This window comes from Polaromonas naphthalenivorans CJ2, assembly GCF_000015505.1.
In the GTDB taxonomy this organism is placed as follows: Bacteria; Pseudomonadota; Gammaproteobacteria; order Burkholderiales; family Burkholderiaceae_C; genus Polaromonas; species Polaromonas naphthalenivorans.
In genome coordinates, this window is record NC_008781.1 from 3685966 (window position 1) to 3703901 (window position 17936).

Genomic DNA, 17936 nt, shown 5'->3' on the forward strand with positions numbered 1-17936 from the left:
TCTTTTAGCTGTTCCGGGGGCCGGACGGCGTCCAGGCCCATGTAAATTCGCATTCGACGGGCTCGACGCCCGCCTCGTCGGTCACGGTGACGGCTACCGTGACTTCGCCCTTGTCGCTGGCCTGCATCAGGGCTTGCTGCGCTGGCGTGAGGACGGCCACCGCGCGCATCGCACCCGTGGCGCGCTTTTTAAAGACCATCTTCAGTTCCTTCGCCAGCGGAATGCAGTCGTCGCGCACGTTCATGCCGACCACCATGCCGGTGGCGGTTTCGGCCAGCAGGTTCATGGCCGACGCGTGGATGCCGCCGATGTGGTTCTGGACCTTCTTCTCGTTCTTCAGGCCGATTTCGACGCGCCCCCGGCTCATCTGCAGAAAGTCCAGCCCCGCCGTGCCGGTGAAAGGCACGGCACGGCGCAGCACCACGCCTTGATACCAGGTGCGTGCAAACGCCGGCACATCGACAAGCCGGTCCAGCTGGCGCTCCAGCCGGTTGGGAGGGTGATTGACGGTGTTGATTTCGGCCACGTCAGTTGCGGACAGGCTTGCCGGTGCTCATCATGCCCATGATGCGTTCCTGCGTCTTTGGGTGCTCCAGCAGCGCGCAGAAGGCCTTGCGCTCCAGGGTCATCAAATATTCCTCGGTGACCAGCGTGCCGGCATCGACATCGCCGCCGCAGACCACGCCCGCGATCAGGCTGGCGATGTGAAAGTCGTGCGCGCTGATGAAGCCGCCGTCGCGCATATTGACCAGCTGGCCCTTGATGGTCGCCACGCCGTTGCGCCCGGCCACCGGGAACAGCCGGCGCAGCGGCGGGCGGTAGCCCGAGGCGTGGAGCGCGCGCGCTTCGTTCAGCGCGACGAACAGCAGTTCGTCCTTGTTCGGCACGACCACGTCGCTGTCGAGCAAATAGCCCAGCTTGCGGCTTTCCAGCGCGCTGGTGCCGACCGTCGCCATGGCGGCGGCGGTGAAGCCCTCCAGCAGGAAGGGCAGCAAGTCCTTGTTGCTCGATTTGGCCGCGTTCTCGGCGGCGCGGCGCGCAATATAGGCCAGCCCGCCCGCGCCGGGCACCAGGCCCACGCCGACTTCGACCAGGCCGATGTAGCTCTCCATGGCCGCCACGCGTCTGGCCGAATACACCGCCATCTCGCAGCCGCCGCCCAGGGCGAGGCCGCGAATCGCCGACACCACCGGCACGGCCGCATAGCGCAGCTTGAGCATCACCTTCTGCAATTCGGCCTCGACGCCTTCGATCATCGCGGCGCCGCCCATCATGAAGGCCGGCAGCATCGACTGCAGGTCGGCGCCGGCCGAGAACATCTCGTGGTTGGACCAGATCACCAGGCCCTTGTAGCCTTTCTCGGCCAGCTCAACGCCCAGCGCCAGGCCTTCGGCCACGTCGGGGCTGATGGCGTGCATCTTGGTCTTGATGCTGGCGATCAGCACGTCGCCTGCTTCGCCGTTCGCGCCGTCCAGCGTCCAGAGGCGAATCGCATCGTCCTCGTGCAGCGTCGTGCCGGCGGTCTCGAACGCGGGCGCGTTGGCGCCCAGCACATCCTCGGGAAAATGCTGGCGCGCATAGACCGGCAGCTTGCGGCGCGCAATGAACTTCTGGCCAGAGGCGCTCCACGAGCCTTCGGGCGTGTGCACGCCGCCGGCTTCAGCCACTGGCCCGCTGAACACCCAGTCGGGCAGCGGCGCGGTGCTCAGCGCCTTGCCGGCTTCGATGTCTTCCCTGATCCAGTTCGCCACCTGCAGCCAGCCCGCTTCCTGCCACAGTTCGAACGGCCCCTGCTTCGCGCCGAATCCCCAGCGCATCGCAAAGTCGATGTCGCGCGCGGTTTCGGCGATGCTGGCGAGGTGCACGGCGGCGTAGTGGAACTGGTCGCGCAGCACGGCCCAGAGAAAGCGCGGCTCCGCGCCTTCGGCATGGCGCAGCAGGCTCAGGCGCTCGCCGGCCGGCTTTTTCAGCATGCGGCCGACCACTTCGTCGGCCTTGGCGCCGCCGGCCACATAGTCCATGCTTTCCGGGTCCAGCCGCAGGATGTCGCGGCCGACCTTCTTGTAGAAACCAGCGCCGGTCTTCTGGCCCAGGCTTTTGGCCTCCAGCAGCCGGGCCAGCACCGGCGGCGTGCCGTAGATGCCTGAGAACGGGTCTTCGACCTTGCCACTTCCCACGGGGCCGAGGTTGTCCTGCAGCGTCTTGATCACATGCGCCATCGTGTCCAGCCCGACCACGTCGGCGGTGCGGAAGGTGCCCGAACTGGCGCGGCCCAGCTTCTTGCCGGTCAAATCATCCACCACGTCATACGTCAGGCCGAAGGCATCGGCTTCATGGATGGTCGCCAGCATGCCGGCGATGCCGACGCGGTTGGCGATGAAGTTGGGCGTGTCGTGCGCGCGGATCACGCCCTTGCCCAGCGCGGTCGTCACGAAGGCTTCCAGGTCGTCGAGCACGGCGGCTTCGGTCGTCGGCGTGTTGATCAGCTCGACCAGCGCCATGTAGCGCGGCGGGTTGAAGAAATGGATGCCGCAAAAGCGCGGCTTGAGGCTGTCCGGCAGCGCCTCGCTGAGCGTGGTGATCGACAGGCCCGAGGTGTTGCTGGCGACGATGGCGCCTTCGGCCACGAAAGGCGCGATCTTGTGATAAAGATCAGTCTTCCAGTCCATGCGCTCGGCAATCGCCTCGATGATCAGGTCGCACTCTTTCAGAACATCCATGTGTTCTTCATAGTTGGCCTGCTGGATCAGCGCCGCATCTTCAACCACACCGAGCGGCGCGGGCTTGAGCTTTTTCAGGCCCTCGATGGCCTTGCTGACGATGCCGTTTTTCGGGCCATCCCTGGCCGGCAGATCGAACAGCACCACCGGCACCCGGCAGTTGACCAGATGGGCGGCGATTTGCGCGCCCATCACGCCCGCGCCGAGCACGGCGACTTTCTTGACCTGGAAACTTGACATGGATTTCTTTCTGGATGTGTCTGGTTTGGGACGCCGAACTCAAGCCAGCGCGGCGTCGGTGTCCATCAGCGCCCGGCTGCCGCTGCGCGCGGTGCGCATCAAGGTGGCGGTCTCGGGGAACAGCTTGGCGAAGTAGAAGCGCGCCGTCTGCACCTTGCCGAGGTAGAACGGGTCGGGATTGCCAGCAGCGATTTCGCGCAGCGCGGTTTGCGCCATGCGCGCCCAGAAGTAGCCAAACACCAGGTGGCCGGCCACGCGCAAATAATCGACCGCCGCCGCGCCCACTTCATCCGGGTTCTGGAAACCCTTGAAGCCCAGTTCGGTGGTGAACTTGGTCATCTGGTCGGCCAGATAGGCCAGCGGGTTGATGAACTCGGCCATCTTCTCGTTCACGCCTTCCTCGGCAATCAGCGCGCCAATCAATTTGCCAAACTTCTTCAGCGTCGCGCCGTTGTTGCCCAGAATCTTGCGGCCCAGCAGGTCAAGCGACTGGATGGTGTTGGTGCCTTCGTAGATCATGTTGATGCGGTTGTCGCGCACCAGCTGCTCCATGCCCCATTCCTTGACGTAGCCGTGGCCGCCGAACACCTGCATGCAGGCGTTGGTGGCGATGTGGCCGTTGTCGGTCAGGAAGGCCTTGACGATGGGCGTGAGCAGCGCGACGATCTCGCCCGAGTCCTTGCGCACCTTTTCATCCGGGTGGTAAAGCTCCTTGTCGAGCAGCAAGGTGCAGTAAATCGCCAGCGCCCGGCCGCCTTCGGCATAAGCCTTGGCGGTCAGCAGCATCTTGCGCACGTCGGGATGCACGATGATCGGGTCGGCCGGCTTGTCTTTCGCCTTGACGCCCGAGAGCGAACGCATCTGGATGCGGTCCTTGGCATAGGCCAGCGCATTCTGGTAGGCCACTTCGGTCAGGCCCAGCGACTGGTTGCCCACGCCCAGTCGGGCGGCGTTCATCATCACGAACATCGCGGCCAGGCCCTTGTTGGGCGCGCCGACCATCGTGCCGACGGCGTCTTCCAGCACGATTTGCGCCGTCGCGTTGCCGTGGATGCCCATCTTGTGCTCCAGGCCGCCGCAGTAAATGCCGTTGCGCGAACCGATGGAGCCGTCTTCATTGACGTTGAACTTGGGAACGATGAACAGGCTGATGCCCTTGCTGCCCTGCGGCGCATCCGGCAGCCGGGCCAGCACCAGGTGCAGGATGTTGGACGTCATGTCGTGCTCGCCGGCGCTGATGAAAATCTTGTTGCCGGTCAGCTTGAACGTGCCGTCGGCCTGCGGTTCGGCCTTGGTGCGCAGCATCCCGAGGTCGGTGCCGCAATGCGGCTCAGTCAGGCACATGGTGCCGGTCCATTCGCCGCTGACTAATTTTGGCAGGTAGAGCTTTTTCTGCGCGTCGGTGCCGTGCGCATGCAGCGCCTCGTAGGCGCCGTGCGACAGGCCGGGGTACATGGTCCAGGCCTGGTTGGCCGAGTTCATCATCTCGTAGAAGCACTGGTTGACGACGAAGGGCAGGCCCTGGCCACCGTACTCCGGGTCGCAGCTCAGCGCCGCCCAGCCGCCTTCGACAAACTGCGCGTAGGCCTGCTTGAAACCCTTGGGCGGCGTGACTTCATGGGTGGTCTTGTCGAGCGTGCAGCCTTCCTCGTCGCCGCTGATGTTGAGCGGAAAGGTGACTTCAACGGCGAATTTGCCGCCCTCTTCGAGCACCGCATTGATGGTGTCGGCGTCGATGTCGGCATGCGGCGGCAAGCCCCGCAGCTCGTCGGTGACCTTGAGCACTTCGTGCAGGACGAACTGCATGTCGCGCAGGGGTGGGTTGTACTGGGGCATGGGATTCCTTGGGCGTTGATTGACGTTAAGCGGGTGTGGAAGGGGAAGGTTTCGGCAAAACTTTTGAGGACGCTGGGGCGCTGGAACCGGCAGGCGCTTCGGCGGGCGCGGCCGTGCCGCCATAGCGCGCCAGGATGTTGGCAAAGCCCGTCCTGGCGCGGGCGATGGAATCGGGTGTCTTCAGGAAGCGGGCTTCGTAGTGCAGCGCCAGGATCAGGCCATGGATCTCGAAGGCCACCTGCTGCGCATCGGCATCCGGGTACAGATGACCCGCCTCGCTGGCCTGTACCACGGCCCGGTGCATCGCGGCCAGCCAGGTCCGCACCGAATCGACGAGTGCGTCGCGCACCGGGCCGGGCCGGTCGTCGAATTCAACCGCGCCGCTGATGTAGATGCAGCCCGAATCGATTTCGACCGAGGTGCGGTTCATCCAGTTGGCGAACATGGCCTGCAGGCGCGGCAGGCCGCGCGGCTGCTTGAGCGCCGGGGCAAACACTTCGTCCTCGAACCGCGCGTGGTACTCGCGAATCACCGAAATCTGCAGTTCTTCGCGCGAGCCGAAATGGGAAAAGACGCCCGACTTGCTCATCCGCATGACCTCGGCCAGCGCGCCGATGCTCAGGCCTTCCAGGCCGATGTGGGTGGCCAGGCCGAGCGCCGCCTCGACGATGGCGGCCTTGGTCTGCTGGCCTTTTTGCGGGTTTTTGGACGCACCCGCCTTTCGGGATGAAGGACGGACGCTTTTGACAGGAAGTGGGCTGGCGGACATGGAGTGAGGCAATAAAAGAACGGTCGTTCTATTTTGCCTCAAAACAAGGGCTAAGCTGTGCGTGGGTAAACCCTGAGACAGCCACCCATGTAAAAACCGACCGGTAGGCCTGAAATAATGAAGTTTTCAGGCTCCAGCGCAATGAACACGGGCGTAATCAGCTATTAATTTAATAGCAAAAGCATTTTTACAATGGCCTTGAAACTGGCCGCTCCATCGCTTGAGCGGCTCAATGCGAACGGATCATGGTGCCGTAGGCCTTGTCGGTCAGGATTTCCAGCAGCATCGCGTGCGGCACGCGGCCGTCGATGATGTGGACGGCGTTCACGCCGCTCTTGGCCGCATCGAGCGCGCCTTCTATTTTTGGCAGCATGCCGCCAGAAATCGTGCCGTCGGCAAACAGCTCGTCAATCTCGCGCGCCGTCAGGTCGGTCAGCAACTCGCCGGCCTTGTTCAGCACGCCGGGAATATTCGTCAGCAGCACCAGCTTTTCGGCCTTGAGCACGGTCGCCAGCTTGCCGGCGACCACGTCAGCGTTGATGTTGTAGCTTTCATTGTTCTCGCCAAAGCCAATCGGGCTGATGACCGGAATGAAGGCGTCGTCCTGCAGCGCCTTGACCACGCTGGGGTCGATGCTGACAATCTCGCCGACAAAGCCGATGTCGTGCTCCTTGCTGGCATCGTCCTTGTCCAGCATGGTGAGCTTTTTCGCCCGGATCATGCCGCCGTCGCGCCCGGTCAGGCCGACCGCCTTGCCGCCGGCCTGGTTGATCAGGCCGACGATGTCCTGCTGCACCTGGCCGGCCAGCACCCATTCGACCACTTCCATGGTTTCGTCGTCGGTCACGCGCATGCCCTGGATGAAATGGCCTTTCTTGCCGAGCCGGTTCAGCGCGGTTTCAATCTGCGGGCCGCCGCCATGCACCACCACCGGGTTCATGCCGACCAGCTTGAGAAGCACCACGTCCTCGGCAAAGTCGGCCTGCAGCGCCGGATCGGTCATGGCGTTGCCGCCGTACTTGATGACCAGCGTCTTGCCGTGGAACTTGCGGATGTAGGGCAGCGCCTGGGCCAGGATTTCAGCCTTGTCGCGCGGGCCGATGTGGGACAGGTCGGGGTCGGAGGAAGCGTTAACGGAAGAGTGGGTCATGGTCGTCAGGCCTGGAAGTGAGGAATCTGCAAATTGTGCCGCATGGGCGTGAACATTTTTGTGGCTGCAGCGCCTGCAACCGGAAGCGCTTGGGAATTCAGGAACCCGCCGCGCCCGAAAACCACCTTCGGACCCGGCCGCTTACTCCTTTACTCCGCGCGAGCCTGCGCGGGAATTTTTGCCGGGCAGGCGGTATGCGGAATGTAGCCATGCACCAGCCGCTTCATGATGGATTTCATGACGGCCTCGTTGTTGACGGTGGCGGCCTGGCGGATTTCCGCCAGTATCGGCGCCAGTTCGGGCCAGGCCACGAAATCCTCATGCGCCTTCATGATGCGCTGATGCGCAGTCGGCTCGGGGTTGTCGCCAATCAGCAGTTCCTCGTAAAGCTTTTCGCCGGGGCGAAGGCCGGTGATCCTGATTTCAATATCGCCGTCGGGGTTGTTTTCATCGCGCAGGCTCAGGCCGGACAGTTGCGCCATGCGCCTGGCCAGATCGACGATCTTCAGCGGGCTGCCCATGTCCAGCACAAAGACGTCGCCGCCATGGGCCATGGCGCCGGCTTGCAGCACCAGTTGGGCCGCCTCGGGAATCGTCATGAAATAGCGGGTGACTTCCGGATGCGTGACCGTCAGCGGGCCGCCGTCGCGCAGCTGCTTGCGAAACAGCGGCACCACGCTGCCGCTGCTGCCCAGCACGTTGCCAAAGCGCACCATGGCAAACACGGTGCGGTTCTGGACTTCGGCGCTGTAGGAGCCGTCCGGGGAAACGAAGCGCAGCGACGGGCTGGCCGCCAGTGCCTGCAGCACCAGCTCGGCCATGCGCTTGGTCGCGCCCATGACATTGGTGGGGCGAACCGCCTTGTCGGTGGACACCAGCACAAAATGCGACGTGCCGCTTTCCATGGCGGCCCGGGCCGTGTTCAGGGTGCCGAAGACGTTGTTGAACACGCCTTCGGACGGGTTGCTCTCGACCAGCGGCACATGCTTGTAAGCCGCTGCGTGGTACACCGTGGCTGGCCGGTAGAGATTGAAAATCTCTTTGAGGCGGCCAAAATTTCCGACGCTGCCCAGCAGGGGAATCACTTCCATGGGCAAGTTATGTTCGCTGCACAAGCCCTCCAGCTCGTGGTGAATGGTGTACAGGGCAAACTCGCTGAGTTCGACCAGCACCAGCTGGCGCGGCTTTTCCAGCAGGATCTGGCGGCACAGTTCACTGCCGATACTGCCGCCGGCCCCGGTGACCAGCACCACCTTGCCCGCCAGGTTGCGCGCCAGCAAGGTCGAGTCGGGCGGCACCGGCGGGCGCCCCAAGAGGTCTTCAACGTCGAGTTCCTGGAAATCCTGGATCGTGACCCGCCCCGACGCCAGGTTCACCATGCCGGGCAAGGTACGGACGTGGACCGGCAACTCCCGCAGGCTGGCGATGATTTCATTGCGGCGCGCACGGTCCAGCGCCGGCATGGCCAGCAGGATGTCGGTCACGCCCATGTTCTCCACCGCCTCGGCGACCTCGTCAGGCGCCATGATGTCAACGTCGTTGATGCTTCTTCCGGCCTTGGATTTGTCGTCGTCAATGAAGCCCAGCAGCACGAACTGGCGCGACACCGCCAGCGCGGCGGCGGTTTCAACGCCGGCCTCGCCCGCGCCATAAATCAAGAGCCGGCCCGCCGCATGGTGCGCCTTGCTCGACCAGCCCGCCAGCCAGAACCTGGCCATGGATCGGCTGATGCCCACCAGCAGCAGCAACAGCAAGGGCTGGATCAGGCCCAGGGTGCGCGGCACGCCGTCCCACTTGAAATACAGCAGCGCGACAAAGAACAGCAGCGCATACACAGCGACCGCCTTGGCCGTGGTGGCCAGGGCGGCCATGCCGGTATAGCGAAAAATGGCGCGGTACAGCCCAAAACGCACAAACACGGGAATCGCCAGCAAGGGCGCGAGCAGGTAAACATAGGGCTGCTGCGCATGCGGCAGGCCTGTCTGGTCGATGCGCAGGTAAAAAGCGGCCCACACTGAAACCAGCGTCAGGAGCAGATCCAGCGCGATGACCACCACTCGCTTGGCGGGACGAGGCAGGCCCAGCAAAGGCGTTGCTACTACTCTGGTAAAAAACATGTTGATTTCTTTAGTTAACCGTCAAGAGCCGTCAGGGAACGTACAAAGTCCGTACGCCCGGCCTTGACTGTATCCATCGCCGGCCCCACCAGGGCTGACAAGGCATTTATTCATTCAGCCATGGAATGCCGTCAGTGGGCCACTCCATCGCGCCGAAGCACCTTCACAAATGTCAGCCACAAAATGCGCAGGTCAAACCACAGCGACTGCCGTTGAAGATACTCCACATCCAGCCTGACCTTGTCAGGAATGGGTAACTCGTCGCGTCCGTTGATCTGCGCCCAGCCTGTCAGCCCCGGCACCAGTTCATGCACGCCGAGCCGGGTTCGCAACTCGATCAGGTCATGCTGGTTGAAAAGCGCGGGCCGCGGACCGACAAAGCTCATGTCGCCCACCAGGATGCTCCACAACTGGGGCAGCTCGTCCAGGCTGCTCTTGCGCAAAAAGCTGCCGATGGGCGTGAGGTGCGCCTTGGGGTTGGCCAGCAGGTGCGTGGCCACGGCGGGCGTGCCGACCCGCATGCTGCGGAACTTGGGCATTTTGAAAATCTTGTTGTGCCGCCCTACCCGGTCAGACCAGTACAGGGCCGGGCCGGGCGAGGTCAATCGCACCAATACCGCGACCAGCAATACCGGCACGGCCAGAACAACAGCCGCCGCCAGGGCAAGCAGAAGGTCAAACATTCGCTTCATGGGGCTAGGCCTTGTGCGGCTTTCTTCAATCCCTGGTCCAGGCTCAAGGGCGGTTTCCAGCCCAAAAGCTGGCGCGTTTTGTGAATATCCACCTGCAGCGAACCGCACAGGCGCTGGGCCATGTCCCGCTTGCCCACCAGCGCAGCCGCCTGTTCCAGCCAGCCAGCCGGGACAGGAACCAGGCGCGCCGGGCGATTCATGGCCCGGCCCATGCGGCGAAGCAGTTCCGTGGTGGAAACATCTTCGCCATCGGACACCAGAAAGGTCTGGTTGGCCGCAGCCGGATGGGTCAGGCAGGTCACGATCAGATCAACCAGGTTGTCCAGCGCCACCAGGCTGCGCTGGTTGTGGATGGCTCCCAGGGGCAAGGGCACGCCGCGCCTGAGCCAGCGCATCATGGCGGAAAAATTGGCCCTGACACCCGGTCCGTACACCAGCGGCGGGCGAATGATGACAAGCTCCATGCCGGTTTGAGCCGCAATTTCGCGCAGCCCCTGCTCGGCTTCCATCTTGGAAATGCCATAGGCATCAAGCGGTGCAGGCGCGTCGTCTGCAGTGAAAGGGCGACCCGGCTGCGTTGCCTCGCCATTGACCTTGACGGAGCTGATGAATACAAAGCGCCGGACACCGGCTGCCGCTGCCTGACGAGCCAGGTTCAGCGTGCCCTGCACATTGACGCGGCGGAATTCATCCAGCGGGTTTGCCGCCTTGTCGGCCATGACGTGTACGCGGGCAGCTGCATGAATCACCACCTCAACGTATTCAAAAATATTAACCCAATCCACATTTAGTGAAATATCAGGCACAACAACTTTATCAATGCAAGGAGATAACCGGGATTCAGGTCTGCGCACCACTGCCCGAATGTCATGCACGCCGTCCTTCACAATTCGCTCAGATATGGCCAAGCCAACAAAACCAGTTGCCCCAGTGAGTAGAATCATCGCCGACTTTCAATCATCAAATAATTAATCCTGTCAATTATTTTGATTTCAATTTCAGATTGACTCATGAATGAATAGCGTTCAAGTCCAACCACGCATGCATCAGAGTGATTAGCCCGCATATTTCATTTTCCACTCATTAATTAAAATAAACACTGATAAATTACCATTATTTAATCGCAGACCGGGGAGCAAGAATTCTCTCATAAAAAAGGCGCATTTCCTCAACGACCAAATCCTGTGAAAAGTTCTCATATGCTCGACGCTGTGCAGCCTCACCCATTTTTTTTCGCAAGTTCGTATCCGCATACAGCAGCTTCAATGCCGCCTGAATTTGCGCGATTTTACCTGCCTCATGAAATATTCCAGTAACACCAGACTGCACGGCATCCGTTAATCCATAAATACGCGAAACAATCGCAGGCAAGCCAACCCCCGCAGCCTGTATCGTAGCCAAACTGAACCCTTCCCGATAACTAGGCAGACAAAAAACATCTGCTGCCGACATGTAATTTTCAGGTTGATGGGTATATTCAAGCCGATGGATTCTATCCTTGAATGCTGACCATGACTCCTGCAACTTCGATAGCAAACCTTCTTCATCAGGCCCAATAACAATCAAATGTGCATCTGGCATTGTGCTTGCGATACCCACAAAAGCCTCTACCAGATCAACAATTCCCTTGGCCCGTGTCAATCGCGCCAGGTAAAGAAAAGCCACCTCATTTTCAGCAATGCCAAACTTTTTTCTGATATTTAATCTTTCCACTTCATTCATCTTGAATCTATTAATATCCACACCACTGATAGACCCTTCTCCCAGCACTTCTATCTTTCCGGGTTTGGCGATTTTCTCAGCAATCAGGAAATCGCGTTGCGAAGGGCTATCCGCAAGCAAATGCGTTGCACATGCAGATAAAAGGCGATCCAGCCATTTCAAAGCCAACTTGGCTAGACCCGTCTTGGTGGACCAAACCTGGCCTGTAAAAATATGAACTCTTCTTGGCGTATTAACCAGACGGGCAGCCAGCATTGCCAAAAGTGCTGATTTTGGCATGAGCGAGTGAACACAATCAAACCTCTGAACATAAAACACCCGAACCAGCGAATAGAATGCCAGAATATCTGAAAGAATTGACACTCTTCTTTCGATATTTACGGAAATAAATTTCACCCGATCATTCAACACGCCAATCAATTCAGATTCATCTCCGCTCGAAATCAAGGTAATTTCATAAAATTGGGAAAGTTTGGCGATATGTTCCCGCATGAAAACAATAATGGCAAACGGAACTGTTGCAACAATGCAAATCTTTTTTTTAGTCATTTTAAATATCCCAGCAGTTGCCGAAATTCATGAATGTTGCAGCAACGTCATATTCACTACTGATCTCAAGCCATCCAATGTCAGTCAACCAAAAATCATCAGCATTAATTCAGCAGCAATCTCTCGGCAGACTCATCTACTAATTTTGGAATTATTTCAGGAATGGAAGCTGAGGGCACATACCCTATGGTTTCATATATCAATTTTGAAGAATAATGTGTTTGCCTCGTCAAGGCATTTATACGCTGGATTGTTAACGGCAGCCTCATCCATGGACCAACGATGCCGACCAATAGACGCAGAAGCGTTTCAGGCATAACCCATTTCGGCACCGGAACCCTCATACTGTCTGCAAACGCTGCTACGACGTCCGCAAGAGGACAATCATTGGAAATGATAAATACTCTGCCCTTCGAACGGGAGTCGTTCAAGCATTTGATTAATGCGCCGACAACATCATCAAGATGCACATAGTTAGCAATCGCTTCTTTTCGTCCTACCCGGAAAAAGAAGCCACGCTTTATCATACGAGCCATTGCATGGAATGACTCATTAGGCATTTTGCTGCCGATAACTATTGTAGGTCTCAGTATCGTAAAACTGAACAAAGGTTCTTGCGAGGAAAACTCACGAACCAGTTGATCCGATGCAGTTTTTGTGATTTCGTAAATACCTAAAGGGCTTTCCGGAGATTGCTCATTAATAATACGTTTACGATGGGAATCTGGGCCATCAATACCATAGGCACCAACACTGCTCAACTGAATCCAATGTACAGGCTTTCTATTTTTTTTGATGGACTCGCGCACGGCATCAAGCATCCGCCTGGTTCCACCTATGTGCAATTCAGCCATCAAGGATTCATCTTTGATCTCACCGGCACAATGATAGATTGCATCAACACCATCTACCAACGCCTGCAAATCATCTCCATCCAAAAGCAGATTTCCTTTAACAGCCTTTACAGAAGCCATTGAAAATTCGGATTTTCTAGTTAAAACTGAAATTTCATGACCCATGGAAAGCAATTCACTGCAAAGAGAATTGCCAATAAATCCCGACGCACCTGTAATAGCAATTTTCATACGATATTTTTAAAATACTTAAAATCGCCCAGTCAACATGACAATGCGCAGTAGCACATTATCAATGAAACTCTGTCGCCAGTAAAAATAATTAAATATCAGCAAGAATCGACTCCAGACTCCTTGCTGTGCAGACAAAATTTTATTGACGCAAGCAATTTGAGCCGGCGTCATTGTAGATTTGAATATACGATTAAATTCAGCAATCTGCAAAGATGTTTTATTATGTCGCAATGAACCAAAAAAACGTCGCGTCCTATTGATTGAGTTTTTTACAAATGACGAAGACGCTCCGATGACATTTCCTCCATGCTGCCTGTATTTGATATGCGGGACGCCATCAAAAATTACACAACCAAAAGCGGATACAACCAGGTAAATCCACCAGTCATGAACCAGACATTTTTCTGGCAATTTATCAACAACCAATTTTCTTGCTGGCGGATTTAGGACAATCGTACAGCCTGTTGCGATATTCTGAACCAGGGCATTGCCAAATCCGATTTTTTCTTTTCTATAGAGCGGAGAATATGATAAATGTGCAAGCGAGGCATCTACATATTCAGTTCGACTGCAATACATCCCCGACACACCCTGCCCCAGAAGTTTTAAAGCTCCAGCACCGGCAGAAAGTTTGGACGGCAGCCAAACATCGTCCTGATCTGCGAACGCATAAAAATCAAATCCCTCTGGTGCATTAGAAAGCAAGTTGAAAAAACTTTTAATAAAGCCAATGTTATGCGCCAGATTCAGAACCATATTAGGATATATGGCGGTCAGTTTTTTCAATATGGCTACCGTCGAATCAGACGAACCATCATCACGAACATAAAGCGTGACCGCAATACTTTCTTGATTAAATATACTCTTGATCTGCTCTTCAATATAACGCTCTCCATTATAAGATGAAAGCAACACGGCAACACTCGGGATATCAACCGACCCACTCATATCAAATCTCCGAGGCTAATACGTTAAAGTTTGGCGAAAAATCTCGCGTTACTGCCACATAACAAATTGCCAGAATAGAAAAAAACATTAATGTCAAAAGCACTGGATTTGTTCCACACACGACAAACGCTGCAGTCAATGCGGATGCAAGAGCGACCCCATGAACCCGCCTGCTCCTCCAAATCACGATAAACACAAACGATGCAAAACCAATAAACCAGAGGATGCCAAATTTTCTTATGCTATTTAAATGATCCAACTCAATATTATTCACAAAATCACCAGCCCCCGTCGAGTAAAAAACTGTACCAGCACCTTGCCCTACCAAAAAATATGATGGATTTTCCAAAAACAAATTCAGCAATGAATCCCAGTGGTCAACCCGAGTGACTAATGTACCTTCATCCGTGAACAAGGCATAAATCACTTCATTGAAATAGATACCCATCAGCGTTATAACTACCACAGTTAAAAACAATGCTGAAAAAATCACCACGGACGATTGACGTCGAAGAATCGAAATCCACACAGCCAGAGCAGCGATGACAAATCCCGTTTTCGAGGTTGCAGCCATTAAAGCAGCGAGCAAAATCATGGCCTGGAAAAATCGATTATTCTGTATCAAAAGTATAGTTGCAGGAACGAAGAATAGCGTGGTTTTAAAATAAACCACAGGAAAGTTAATTCCTGAAATTTCGCGAATACCAAAAAAACCTGCCTCGCCCGCACCAAGACTGTCCGCAACAACGTGCGCAAGCGAATTATCAAAATACAGTAACACCCAAAACAAAAGCACTACAACGCCCAGCATCGTGGCGGCCGTAGTAAAGGCAGTGACAATAGTTTCTATTTCATAATTAGAGAAAAAAATAATGAGAATCGGAAAACTTATCAGAGCCAGAATATTTTGGATAACGAGAGCACTTTCTGCCCCCCTATAAAATCCAAGATAAACTCCGATCAATGGCCAGATCACGAATAAAACCAAAATTGGCAGCCTCAAAAATGGAGCAAAGAATACGTCTGGACTGGACAACAAAGTAATCAACAAAACACTCATTAAAATCACAAATGCGAAATTCCTGAGATAAAGAACACCTCCCAGATCAACAAACAAACAAAAGAAGAATAGAAAAAGTATCACAAACTGATCTTTTTTTTCGCTCTTTGCGCCAGGTAAATATCCTGATGTATTTTTTACGGCTATTAATGCATTCACTTTTTCTCTCTCATGTTCTATCAGTTCAATCAACAGCAGGAGCATTTGAGCAGCAACAGCAGAAGAATTTGACCTCCAGATCAGTCTCAGATGGCGAATTACGTTGGGTGGCCTTCATACTCATAGACACGTCAACACTTTTCACAATTTACCATCAACATAATCTACGATAGATTACTTGCTTTATTTTTATAGATCATCAGAAAAATCAAATCCAGACCAACACGTAAAGTCCAGGCAATAGCCGCTCCTGCAAGTCCAAGCGTTTTCATGAGAAGCAACAAGACTGGTATATAGATGACCAATTCCAAAATGTGCAAGCGCGCTGTCGCTCTCGCATCACCCGCAGCTTGAATAGCGGCGAAGGGCACATGAGCAACTCCATTTAAAAAAAGCCCGACTGCCAGTATGCAGACAATTTTCCATGCATGAATCGCAAACTCCTCTCCAAGCCATAGTGCCAAGCCCCATCGAGACCCCAGCATGATCACAAGACAAATAGGCAGCAACACTGCAACCACCATCTTCAGGCATTTTTTATATAACCGTTTTGCTTCTTCCGGATTGGTTGCTGCCAACGAAGCAAGCCTTGGAAACAAGGCTGAAGTCAATGCGCTTGGTATAACCAGTACACGAATTAGCGCTTCAAATGGCACGGTGTAATAGGCCACCAGGCTGGCACCCAGTATCCCGGATATGAAAAATCGGTCAGCCGTCACCATCATTGGGCTGATGATATTTGACACAGTCATCCATGCTCCAAAAGACAATAACTTCTGCATATTATCTTTACTCAACTTAGCCGTCAGCCAGCCGGAGGGAAGTTTCTTGTGAACTTGCCACGCATGCGCAGCCAGGACTAAAATCCGCGCGGCGATCAGGCCGACCACCATCCCTACCAGGGATGGCCCTAGCAGCATGACGCTCAGCGCAGGAACACCAAAATTTGCGGCCCCGAGCACTATTCGCAATAGATTCACCATCCGAAAATCTTCGTATGCCTCCAGAATCCCCCGCAGGCCAGTCGTCACTGTTGTCAAGGGTATCCCGATGGCCGCCACGAGCAAGGCTTGCGAGGTGCTGGACTGCAACGAGGGGCTGACGTTGAGCCAATGTACGGCCAATTGATTGGCTAATGCCCCAAGAAGCAATCCACCCGCCAATCCTGTAGCCGTCGTGAACCAGAGTCCCGTCTTAACCAAGCTTGGCAGGGACTGCTGAAGTCCCGCTGAACGCGCAACGGCCACTTGTTGCGTCAGTGCCCGTCCCAAGCCAAAGTCGAATAAGCTGAAATAGCCGATCAGCGCCCAGACCAGCGTAAGAATCCCGAACGCTTCAACGCCCACATGCTTGATGAGATAAGGGATTGTGACAAGCCCCAGCAAAAGGGGAAGCCCGGTTCCAGCCAGATTCCAGAGCGTATTGCGTCGTAGCGACATAGGCCGCGACTCAGGCTTCGCTCAAACTTTTACCCTGCAAATCCTTGGCAGAAAGTACAGGCTGTGCGATGCCGTGCGGGGCCAGCGGCCATTGAATACCAATAACTGAATCATTCCACGCAATGCAGCGCTCAAACTCAGGCGCATAGTAATCGGTCGTCTTGTACAGGAAATCAGCCGATTCGCTGGTCACCACGAACCCGTGCGCAAAACCCGGCGGCACCCACAGCTGCCGGTGGTTGTCTTCGCTCAGTTCCACGCCCACCCATTTTCCGAACGTCGGCGAACTCTTGCGAATATCCACCGCGACATCAAAGACAGCCCCGCGCGCCACACGCACCAGCTTACCCTGCGGTTGCTGGACCTGGTAATGCAGACCGCGCATGACGCCCTTGACGCTGCGACTGTGGTTGTCCTGCACGAACTGGTGATCGGTCCCGGTAGCGTCGTTGAACGCCTTCTGGTTGAAGCTTTCATAAAAGAAACCGCGCGCATCGCCAAATACCCTGGGCTCGATGATCAGAACGTCGGCAATCGCCGTGGGTATTACCTTCATGGCCGGGGGCCTTCAGCCAGCAGGCGCAGCAAATACTGGCCATAACCGTTCTTCGCAAGCGGCTGGGCGAGTTGTTCAAGTTGCTCTGAAGTAATCCACTTCTGCCGCCATGAGATTTCCTCAAGACAGGCCACCTTCAGGCCCTGGCGATGCTCCAGCGTGGCGATGAAGGAGCCCGCTTCGAGCAGGCTTTCATGCGTGCCGGTGTCAAGCCAGGCGTAACCGCGCTTCATGATCTGCACTCTCAAGCTGCCTTGTTCCAGGTAGAACTGGTTGACCGTGGTGATCTCCAGCTCGCCCCGGGCGCTGGGCTGGATGGACTTGGCAACATCGACCACCTGGTTGTCGTAGAAATACAGGCCGGTGACGGCATAGCTGCTCTTGGGCTGGAGCGGCTTTTCCTCAATGCTGCTGGCTTTGCCGGCGGCATCAAAAGACACGACGCCATAGCGCTCGGGATCGCGCACATGGTAGGCAAACACCGTGGCGCCTTGCGCCTGGGCGTCCGCGCCGGCCATCAGCTGCGAAAAATCATGGCCATGAAAGATGTTGTCGCCCAGCACCAGGGCGCTGGGCGCATTGCCGATGAAGTCCTCGCCAATCAAAAAGGCCTGCGCCAGGCCGTCGGGGCTAGGCTGCACGGCGTATTGCAAATTCATGCCCCACTGGCTGCCGTCGCCCAGCAGTTGGGTAAAGCGCGGCGTGTCCTGCGGGGTGCTGATGACCAGCACGTCGCGGATGCCGGCCAGCATCAAGGTGCTCAGCGGATAGTAGATCATGGGCTTGTCGTACACCGGCAGCAGTTGCTTGCTGATGGCCAACGTTGCCGGGTGCAGCCGGGTGCCGGAGCCGCCGGCGAGGATGATGCCTTTGCGTTGAGTCATGGATTCA

At 56.3% G+C, this 17936-nt stretch carries 15 protein-coding genes; all 15 read right to left on the minus strand.

Features of this window, described 5'->3' with window-relative positions; translation table 11 throughout:
• Positions 1–4: 4 nt before the first annotated feature.
• The 15 genes from PNAP_RS17355 to rfbA all read right to left on the minus strand — a co-directional run bounded on the left by PNAP_RS17355 (position 5) and on the right by rfbA (position 17929).
• Positions 5–526 carry a DUF4442 domain-containing protein gene (locus tag PNAP_RS17355; RefSeq protein WP_011802843.1) on the minus strand — a complete coding sequence of 174 codons (522 nt, stop codon included), beginning with the start codon at positions 524–526 and terminating at the stop codon, positions 5–7.
• 1 nt (position 527) lies between these two features.
• Positions 528–2960, minus strand: a complete 2433-nt coding sequence (locus PNAP_RS17360) for a 3-hydroxyacyl-CoA dehydrogenase/enoyl-CoA hydratase family protein (RefSeq protein WP_011802844.1) — start codon at positions 2958–2960, stop codon at positions 528–530.
• A gap of 39 nt (positions 2961–2999) precedes the next feature.
• A complete protein-coding gene (locus PNAP_RS17365; RefSeq protein ID WP_011802845.1) occupies positions 3000–4796 on the minus strand; it encodes an acyl-CoA dehydrogenase C-terminal domain-containing protein in 1797 nt (598 codons plus the stop codon).
• 25 nt (positions 4797–4821) lie between these two features.
• Positions 4822–5565, minus strand: coding sequence for a TetR/AcrR family transcriptional regulator (locus PNAP_RS17370; RefSeq protein WP_011802846.1), 744 nt, complete (start codon positions 5563–5565; stop codon positions 4822–4824).
• A gap of 229 nt (positions 5566–5794) precedes the next feature.
• Entirely contained in the window at positions 5795–6715 is a 921-nt protein-coding gene (argB, locus tag PNAP_RS17375; protein WP_011802847.1) for an acetylglutamate kinase, read from the minus strand.
• A 149-nt stretch (positions 6716–6864) separates the two neighbouring features.
• Positions 6865–8832 (minus strand): polysaccharide biosynthesis protein, encoded by a 1968-nt coding sequence (locus PNAP_RS17380; protein ID WP_011802848.1) that lies wholly within the window; start codon positions 8830–8832, stop codon positions 6865–6867.
• Between the two features lie 131 nt (positions 8833–8963).
• The gene (locus tag PNAP_RS17385; protein ID WP_011802849.1) at positions 8964–9524 is read right to left on the minus strand and encodes a sugar transferase; all 561 of its coding nucleotides are present in this window, start codon (positions 9522–9524) and stop codon (positions 8964–8966) included.
• On the minus strand, positions 9521–10468 hold the full coding sequence (locus tag PNAP_RS17390) for a UDP-glucose 4-epimerase family protein (protein WP_011802850.1): 948 nt from the start codon (positions 10466–10468) through the stop codon (positions 9521–9523). The genes PNAP_RS17385 and PNAP_RS17390 overlap by 4 nt, the downstream gene beginning before the upstream one ends.
• A 169-nt stretch (positions 10469–10637) precedes the next feature.
• The gene (locus tag PNAP_RS17395) at positions 10638–11795 is read right to left on the minus strand and encodes a glycosyltransferase (protein ID WP_011802851.1); all 1158 of its coding nucleotides are present in this window, start codon (positions 11793–11795) and stop codon (positions 10638–10640) included.
• 104 nt (positions 11796–11899) lie between these two features.
• Positions 11900–12880 carry an NAD-dependent epimerase/dehydratase family protein gene (locus PNAP_RS25830; protein ID WP_011802852.1) on the minus strand — a complete coding sequence of 327 codons (981 nt, stop codon included), beginning with the start codon at positions 12878–12880 and terminating at the stop codon, positions 11900–11902.
• Between the two features lie 18 nt (positions 12881–12898).
• Positions 12899–13831, minus strand: a complete 933-nt coding sequence (locus PNAP_RS25835) for a glycosyltransferase family 2 protein (RefSeq protein ID WP_011802853.1) — start codon at positions 13829–13831, stop codon at positions 12899–12901.
• Position 13832: 1 nt separating this feature from the next.
• The gene (locus tag PNAP_RS17405; RefSeq protein WP_011802854.1) at positions 13833–15095 is read right to left on the minus strand and encodes a hypothetical protein; all 1263 of its coding nucleotides are present in this window, start codon (positions 15093–15095) and stop codon (positions 13833–13835) included.
• Between the two features lie 119 nt (positions 15096–15214).
• Positions 15215–16489, minus strand: coding sequence for a flippase (locus tag PNAP_RS17410; protein ID WP_011802855.1), 1275 nt, complete (start codon positions 16487–16489; stop codon positions 15215–15217).
• Between the two features lie 10 nt (positions 16490–16499).
• Positions 16500–17045, minus strand: a complete 546-nt coding sequence (gene rfbC / locus PNAP_RS17415; protein ID WP_011802856.1) for a dTDP-4-dehydrorhamnose 3,5-epimerase — start codon at positions 17043–17045, stop codon at positions 16500–16502.
• Complete coding sequence (rfbA, locus tag PNAP_RS17420) at positions 17042–17929, minus strand: glucose-1-phosphate thymidylyltransferase RfbA (protein WP_011802857.1); 888 nt, start codon at positions 17927–17929, stop codon at positions 17042–17044. The genes rfbC and rfbA overlap by 4 nt, the downstream gene beginning before the upstream one ends.
• Between the last annotated feature and the right edge of the window lie 7 nt (positions 17930–17936).

Coding starts and splice junctions, on each gene's coding strand:
- PNAP_RS17395 (WP_011802851.1), bottom strand. CDS start 11,795: ATGACTAAAAAAAAGATTTGCATTGTTGCAACAGTTCCGTTTGCCATT.
- PNAP_RS17360 (WP_011802844.1), bottom strand. CDS start 2,960: ATGTCAAGTTTCCAGGTCAAGAAAGTCGCCGTGCTCGGCGCGGGCGTG.
- PNAP_RS17370 (WP_011802846.1), bottom strand. CDS start 5,565: ATGTCCGCCAGCCCACTTCCTGTCAAAAGCGTCCGTCCTTCATCCCGA.
- rfbC (WP_011802856.1), bottom strand. CDS start 17,045: ATGAAGGTAATACCCACGGCGATTGCCGACGTTCTGATCATCGAGCCC.
- argB (WP_011802847.1), bottom strand. CDS start 6,715: ATGACCCACTCTTCCGTTAACGCTTCCTCCGACCCCGACCTGTCCCAC.
- PNAP_RS17410 (WP_011802855.1), bottom strand. CDS start 16,489: ATGTCGCTACGACGCAATACGCTCTGGAATCTGGCTGGAACCGGGCTT.
- rfbA (WP_011802857.1), bottom strand. CDS start 17,929: ATGACTCAACGCAAAGGCATCATCCTCGCCGGCGGCTCCGGCACCCGG.
- PNAP_RS25835 (WP_011802853.1), bottom strand. CDS start 13,831: ATGAGTGGGTCGGTTGATATCCCGAGTGTTGCCGTGTTGCTTTCATCT.
- PNAP_RS17405 (WP_011802854.1), bottom strand. CDS start 15,095: ATGCTCCTGCTGTTGATTGAACTGATAGAACATGAGAGAGAAAAAGTG.
- PNAP_RS17380 (WP_011802848.1), bottom strand. CDS start 8,832: ATGTTTTTTACCAGAGTAGTAGCAACGCCTTTGCTGGGCCTGCCTCGT.
- PNAP_RS17365 (WP_011802845.1), bottom strand. CDS start 4,796: ATGCCCCAGTACAACCCACCCCTGCGCGACATGCAGTTCGTCCTGCAC.
- PNAP_RS17385 (WP_011802849.1), bottom strand. CDS start 9,524: ATGAAGCGAATGTTTGACCTTCTGCTTGCCCTGGCGGCGGCTGTTGTT.
- PNAP_RS25830 (WP_011802852.1), bottom strand. CDS start 12,880: ATGAAAATTGCTATTACAGGTGCGTCGGGATTTATTGGCAATTCTCTT.
- PNAP_RS17390 (WP_011802850.1), bottom strand. CDS start 10,468: ATGATTCTACTCACTGGGGCAACTGGTTTTGTTGGCTTGGCCATATCT.